Annotated in this window: 6 protein-coding genes; 3 read left to right on the top strand and 3 right to left on the bottom strand. The window is 74.7% G+C overall.

Annotation, left to right across the window (positions count from 1 at the left end; genetic code table 11):
* Positions 1 to 18 precede the first annotated feature (18 nt).
* The 3 genes from ACWGH4_RS28665 to ACWGH4_RS28655 are packed head-to-tail and all read right to left on the bottom strand — an operon-like array spanning position 19 to position 3944.
* A complete protein-coding gene (locus ACWGH4_RS28665; protein ID WP_441262459.1) occupies positions 19 to 441 on the bottom strand; it encodes a roadblock/LC7 domain-containing protein in 423 nt (140 codons plus the stop codon).
* Positions 438 to 3038 carry a sensor histidine kinase gene (locus ACWGH4_RS28660; protein WP_453466034.1) on the bottom strand — a complete coding sequence of 867 codons (2601 nt, stop codon included), beginning with the start codon at positions 3036 to 3038 and terminating at the stop codon, positions 438 to 440. Before ACWGH4_RS28660 ends, ACWGH4_RS28665 begins: the two co-directional genes overlap by 4 nt.
* A 51-nt stretch (positions 3039 to 3089) precedes the next feature.
* Positions 3090 to 3944 (bottom strand): MHYT domain-containing protein, encoded by an 855-nt coding sequence (locus ACWGH4_RS28655; RefSeq protein WP_453466032.1) that lies wholly within the window; start codon positions 3942 to 3944, stop codon positions 3090 to 3092.
* Positions 3945 to 4209: 265 nt separating this feature from the next.
* Between ACWGH4_RS28655 and ACWGH4_RS28650 the strand changes: the two genes are divergently transcribed.
* From ACWGH4_RS28650 to ACWGH4_RS28640, 3 genes are all read left to right on the top strand, one after another.
* Positions 4210 to 4839, top strand: a complete 630-nt coding sequence (locus ACWGH4_RS28650) for a class I SAM-dependent methyltransferase (protein WP_453466030.1) — start codon at positions 4210 to 4212, stop codon at positions 4837 to 4839.
* Positions 4840 to 4968: 129 nt separating this feature from the next.
* A complete protein-coding gene (locus tag ACWGH4_RS28645; protein WP_441262455.1) occupies positions 4969 to 5283 on the top strand; it encodes a hypothetical protein in 315 nt (104 codons plus the stop codon).
* Positions 5284 to 5359: 76 nt separating this feature from the next.
* The gene (locus tag ACWGH4_RS28640; RefSeq protein ID WP_453466028.1) at positions 5360 to 6163 is read left to right on the top strand and encodes a hypothetical protein; all 804 of its coding nucleotides are present in this window, start codon (positions 5360 to 5362) and stop codon (positions 6161 to 6163) included.
* Positions 6164 to 6361: the final 198 nt, after the last annotated feature.

Below are 6361 nucleotides of genomic sequence, written 5' to 3'. Positions count from 1 at the left end.
GTCCGCTGCCCGAGCCGCTCATGTCGCTTCGACGCGCGGCGGCGTGCGCAGGTGTTCGCCGACGCGTTTGACGAGGCGGGCCATCTCGTAGGCGACCAGGCCGATGTCGGCCGTGGCGGAGGTGAGAACGGCGAGGCAGGAGCCGTCGCCGGCGGCGGCCACGAAGAGGAAGCCGTCGTCCATCTCGACCATCGTCTGCCGTACTCCTCCGGCGTGGAAGTGCCGCCCGGCGCCCTTGGCGAGGCTGTGGAAACCGGAGGCGACGGCGGCCAGGTGTTCCGCGTCCTCGCGGCTCAGCGCGTGGGACGCGCCCACCGGCAGGCCGTCGTTGGACAGCACGACGGCGTGCCGCACCTGCCCGGCGCGCTGTACGAGATCCTCCAGCAGCCAGTCGAGGTCGCCGAACCGGTAGTGGGCCGCGGCTGTCTCGTGCTCGGTCATGCGTGGTCTCCTTCGGTGCCTGGGCCGGCCGGGCCGGGTGCGCTGCCGCCGCCTCTGGTCCAGCCGTTGCGGTACGCGGTCATCCGGTCGCGGACCAGTTCGGGGGTGCGCTCCTCGGCGGCGTCGTCGGCCGCCGCCGGACCGCGGCGCTCCTCGGGTCGTGGCGCCTCGCGCAGCTGCGGCACGAGGTGCGACTGCCGCACCCGGCGCGGGAGTTCGCCGTCGCCGGTCCCGGTGGGGGTGTCCCGCAGTCGCAGTGCCCTCAGGGTGGGCGGCGCCCCTTGTCCCGGCGGGGCCCCTTGTCCCGGCGGGGCCCCTTGTCCGGGCGGCGCCCCGATCGCGGGACGGTGGGCCCGAGCGGTGACCGGTGCGGTGGGTGCGGTCCGGGGCGGGGTGGGCGCGGGAGCCGAGGCGGCAGGCGCCGATGAGGTGGGCGCGGTCGAGGCCGACGTGGAAAGGCCGGGGTGCGGGGCGCCGCGCGACGGCTCCGCCTCCGCGCGGGCGGTGCCGCGCTCACCGTCGGCCCCCGGCAGGGCGTGCTGCAGCAGATCGGTGGGCAGCAGGACAACCGCGGTGGTGCCGCCGTAGGGCGATGCCCGGAGATGGACCTTGATGCTGTGGCGGGCGGCGAGGCGGCTGACGACGAACAGGCCGAGCCGGTCGCTGTCGAAGAGGTCGAGGGCCTCCGACTCCTCGAGTCTGCGGTTGGCCTCCGCCAGCACGTCCTTTCCCATGCCGAGCCCGCGGTCCTCGATCTCGAGGACATAGCCGTTGCCCACGGGCTCGCCGGTGACCCGCACCTTGGTGTGCGGAGGGGAGAACTGGGCAGCGTTCTCGACCAGTTCCGCCATCAGATGCGTGATGTCGGCGACGGCCGCGCCCGTGACGGACGTCTCCGGCAGCCGGCGCACCTCGACGCGCGCGTAGTCCTCGATCTCCGACACCGCCGCCCGCACGACGGCGGTCAGGGGGACCGGCCTGCTCCAGGCCCGCCCCGGGGCGGCGCCGGACAGGATGATCAGGCTCTCCGCGTGGCGGCGCATCCGGGTGGTGAGGTGGTCGAGCCGGAAGAGGTCGCCCAGTTCGCCCGGGTCGTCCGCGCGCCGTTCCATGGCGTCCAGCAGGGTGAGCTGGCGGTGGACCAGAGTCTGGCTGCGACGGGCGAGGTTGACGAAGACGCCGGAGATGCCGTCGGCCAGTTCGGCGCGCTCCACGGCGGCGCTCAGGGCCGCCCGGTGGACGGTGCCGAGCGCTTCCGAGACCTGTCCGATCTCGTCCTCCGCCGGCGCGCCGGGCGGGGCCTCCGCCCGGATGTCTATCTGCTGGCCGGTGCGCAGCCGGCGCATGGCGTGGGGCAGTTTGCGGCGTGCTATCTCCAGGGCGCTGTTGCGCAGGACGGTCAGTTCGACGACGAGGGCGCGCCCGATCCGGACGGAGATGACGAGCGACGCGGCGACGGCGACCAGTCCCAGGAGGACCGCCGCGCCCGCGACGGTGAAGACGCCTCCGCCCAGCGGGTCGGAGCGCTCGGCCGCACCGCGGCGCGCCTGTGCGGCGATGTCGCGCATACCGTCGCCGACGGCGGTGTACGCACGGTCCCAGTCGCCTGCGGCGACGGCCGTGGCGGCGTTGCGTCCCGCGGTCGCGGCCGACAGCCGGTCCTCGGCCGTGCGCAGTGCCCGGTGCGCGGGCTGTGCGGTGAGTTCACGCCAGGCCGCACGTTCGGGGCCGCGCAGGTCGGCGGCGGCGCCCTCGACGAGAGCGGTGCGCGCGGCGACGGTGCCGGTGAACGTCCGCAGCCGGTCCTCGTCGAAGGTTCCGCCGATGTGCGCGGAGGTGACGAGGGCGTCCTCGCGCGCCAGCATCTCGCCCGCCCGCGCGAACTCGAGGAGTACGCGCGCGTCGGCGCCGGGCCCGTGGTCCTGGATGCCCGCGACGGCTCCGGCCACGTCGAACGCGGCGCCGACGGTGTCGGTGTAGGCCCTGTAGGCCTTGTCCCAGGTGGTCCTGCCTTCGAGGACGGCGGTGCGCAGGGTGTCCAGTTCTCCGGCCAGCGAGACGAAGCGGCCGAGGCGCCGGGCGACGGGCTGCGGTGTGTCACCGCCGTCGGCGACGGTGTGCGCGTCGTCGAGCCGCAGGCGGCGCACCGCGTCGTCGGTACGGCGGGCCTCGAGCCCGAGCGCGGACGCCCGCTCCTTCGAAGGGCCGCTCAACAGTTGCAGGGCGGCGCGCCGTTCGGCCTGGAGGGCGGCCACGGCCAGGGCGACGGGTGCGCTCACCTCGTCCTCGATGCGCTGGGCCTGGCTCAGTCGGGCCATGTCCTGTGCGGTGGTGACCGTGGCGAAGCCCCACAGGGCCAGCAGCGAGAGGACGGGCACCATGAGCAGCGAGATGACTTTGGCGCGGACCGTCCTGGGCCGCTGGAACAGAGTCCGGCGGGAGACGGGCCACGGGGGCTGCTGGGGGCGTGGTTCCTGTCCGGTGTGCTCGACCGCGGGCGGCCCGGCATGGGCCCGCCGCCCGCGGACCGCCGGCCCGTGCGGTGGCGGGTGCGGGACCGGCGACTCGCCGTCCGGGGTCGTACGGGATGTGCGCATGGGCTCCTCGTTCGGGATACGTGCTGGGCGCGGCAGCGCCGCCCGGACCGGCTAGGCGGTGGCGGTGGGCGTGGTGGGCGTGGTGGGCGTGGTGCGTGCGGTGGGCGTGCTCGGATCGGTGGACGTGCCGGTCGCGGTGTGGGCGATCGGCTCGGCCTGCTGGGCGGAGGTGTAGGCGGCGTGTTCGCCGGCGGTCGGGGAGAGCGCGACGAAGGCGGAGGTGACGAAGAGGTACGAGCCGAGACCGACGGCGAGGGGGAAGATGAACTGCATCGCCGTGGCTCCCGGCAGGCTCCCCTCGGCCGGGGCGACGTCCACGCCGACGGCGAGCATGCCCGTGTAGTGCATGCTGCTGACGGCCGCTCCCATGACGAGCGACGCGAAGGCCACCGCGATCGCCGACCTGATGTTCAGTGCCGCCCAGAGCGCCGCGGTCGCGGCGATCACGGCGATGGCGACGGACAGGGCGACGAGGAGCGGGTCGTAGTGCACGGTGCCGTGCAGCCGCAGGGCCGCCATGCCCAGGTAGTGCATGCTGGCGACGCCGAGCCCCGTGGCGAGCCCGCCGATCAGCAGGGCCGCGGTCCGGTTGCGGCCGTAGCCGACGCAGAACACCCCGGCGCCGACGACGAGCACGGCGACGACGAGGCTGAGGATGGTCAGCGGCACGTTGTAACGGATGTCGGTGCCGCGCACGGCGAAGCCGAGCATGGCGACGAAGTGCATCGTCCAGATGCCGGTGCCGATGGCGGACGCGGCGGTGATGAGCCAGTTGCGCCGGGATCGGCCGGTGGCGGAGAGGGCACGCACGGTACAGCGCAGCCCGAGGGCGGCGCCGATGACAGCCATCAGGTACGACAGCACAGGTGTGAGCAGGCCGAAGGCCGCGTGGTCCAGGTGTCCCATGGCCCAGGGACGCTAGCCCCGAGGGGGGCGCGCGCCGGGGGCGCAGTTCGAAAGCTGCTGGAATATGACAGGTAGATGTTTCTGAACGATCGTGCCGCGCTCGAACGTGTGCACAGTGCGGTCATGTGCCGGGCGGCGGCTCCCGCGCGTCGCGGATCCCGCGGGCGCCGCCGGTCCACGGCCGGACCGGGCGGACACAGCCGGGCGGAAACCGGCGGCGCCACCGCCGTGACGTACCCGCCCGGTATGGCGGATCATGGGGTCCATGGCCGTCGACCACACAGCGCATGACCACAGCCGGGTCCAGGAGTTCTTCGGCGCCCGGGCCGCGGACTGGGACAGCCGCTTCCCCGACGACGGCCCCGCGTATGCCGCCGCCGTCGCCGAGACGGGGCTGCGCCCCGGGGACGCGGTGCTCGACGCGGGCTGCGGCACGGGGCGTGCCCTTGAACCCCTGCGGGCCGCCGTGGGTCCCAACGGCGTGGTCCTCGGCATCGACCTGACCCCGGAGATGCTGAACCGGGCCCGGATCGCCGGACGTGACCGGAGCGGCCGGCTGCTGCTCGGCGACGTGGCCCGGCTGCCGCTGACCGACTGCTCGCTCGACGTGGTCTTCGGGGCGGGGCTGATCTCTCACCTGCCGGACCCCGCCGAGAACCTGCGCGAACTGGCCCGGGTCGTGCGGCCGGGCGGCCGGCTGGCCCTGTTCCACCCCGTCGGCCGGGCCGCGCTGGCCGCACGCCAGGGCCGCGTGATCACCGACGACGATCTGCGGGCCGAGCCCAACCTGCGCCCGCTGCTGGCCGGTTCGGGCTGGCGGATGACGTCCTACGTCGACGAGGACGACCGCTTCCTCGCGCTGGCGGTCCGTCAGGAGAGCTTGCCGGGCAGCTGACCGGCTGCGCACCACCGGCGTCCGGGACCGGTCGGGCACGCGCGGCCGTAAACGGTCTGTCGCCGTTCGAACGGGCTGCGGCGGTGGAACACTTGAACTGACCGGCGGTGTCCCGCCGCCCCGGAGAAGGTGGTCACCGTGCTCGCTCGGCTCCGTAGTTTCCTCGCCTCCCGTCCGTCCCGGGCGAAGGCCCCCGGGCCGTCCGCGCGACAGCACAATCTGTTCGAGGCCGCAGCGGCCTATGTGACGGCGTCCATAGAGGACGACGACGACCGCCTGGACGAGGCGGCCGGCTGGGTCGCCCCGGACGCTCTCGTCTTCGGGGTGAACCAGCTCGCCTGCCGCGCCGTGGTCGCTCTCGCCCGCGAGCGGAACGAGCCGGTCGAGGTGGTCGCGCGCGGGCTTCTCGGTCTCCCCGGAGCCCAGCCCGCCGGATCGAATTAGCGGCCGCCGACACTCGACGCGCGGGTTACCCACTGGTTAAGGTGCGCCGACGAAACGATGGGATGGGGAGGTGGCCGTGGCCGGGGCGGAAGACACCGTCGACGACGACTCGCTGTTTGTACTGACCGCGGTGCTGCTCACGCCGGCGCAGTTCCCGAGCGTGCTCGGCGACGACTACCCGGCCGCCTGCCAGGCCCTCGGCCTGGAGCCGTACGCGGAGGGGTACGGGCTGGTCCTCGGGCAGGACGCCGGCGGCGCGCGCTGGACGGTCGTGGTCGACGACGTGTCTCTCGTGGCCGTCGCCATCGCCTCGTGGGACTGCGGTATGGAGTACGACCTGTCGCCCGACGAGCACAGCGTGGTCGCGGCACTGCCGGGCTGGCCTCTGGCCGTCGCCGTCGCCGCGCCGGGGGTGCCGGCGCCGCACGACCCCGCCCCCGAGGAGGGTGACCGGCCGCCGCTCGCCCCGCCGGACATGGACGCCTGGGGTCCCGCCCAGCGCCGACTGGGCGCCGACGAGGTGGCGCTGCGGTGGGCGCAGTGGCGGGGACAGATCGACGACGCCGACGCGGGGACGTCCGCGGACGCTCCGGAGAGCGGGAGCCGCCGGCCGCGCGAGCAGGTGCGCCGCGTCCTGGAGCAGGCCAGGGCCTATGTGGAGTCCGCGCCGCCGCCCGGCCGGGTGCGCTCCTCGTTCGCCCCTGGCGGTGCCCGGATGCTGCGCGCCGACGGCCCCGGCTGGTCGATGGTCGCCAAGACCGACGACATCGCCTTCCTGCTGCTGGACGAGGAGCCGGGCGAGGTCGTGCCGGTGGGCCGCGGCCCGGAGCTGCCCGGACTGCTGGAGGCGCTGGAGAAGGTGGCCGTCCACCCCTCCTGAGCGAGGCCGGCCACCGGACCTTGTCGGCCACGGCGAGCACGGAAGCCCTCGCCGTGGACCGCCTCCGGCCCTCCCACGGATCACGTCGGCTACGGCGAGCACCGCACGCCCCGGCCGGAGACCACTTCCGGCCCGCCCGCGCCGGGGCACACCGGCCGTGCCCCTCACCGGCCTCCGTTCTACGCGACGGGCCCGCCC

The organism is Streptomyces sp. NPDC054847, assembly GCF_053610925.1.
Note: the sequence above shows the minus strand (reverse complement) of the source record. Positions and strands in the feature narration are given on the sequence as shown.

Coding starts and splice junctions, on each gene's coding strand:
- ACWGH4_RS28665 (WP_441262459.1), bottom strand. CDS start 441: ATGACCGAGCACGAGACAGCCGCGGCCCACTACCGGTTCGGCGACCTC.
- ACWGH4_RS28660 (WP_453466034.1), bottom strand. CDS start 3,038: ATGCGCACATCCCGTACGACCCCGGACGGCGAGTCGCCGGTCCCGCAC.
- ACWGH4_RS28655 (WP_453466032.1), bottom strand. CDS start 3,944: ATGGGACACCTGGACCACGCGGCCTTCGGCCTGCTCACACCTGTGCTG.
- ACWGH4_RS28650 (WP_453466030.1), top strand. CDS start 4,210: ATGGCCGTCGACCACACAGCGCATGACCACAGCCGGGTCCAGGAGTTC.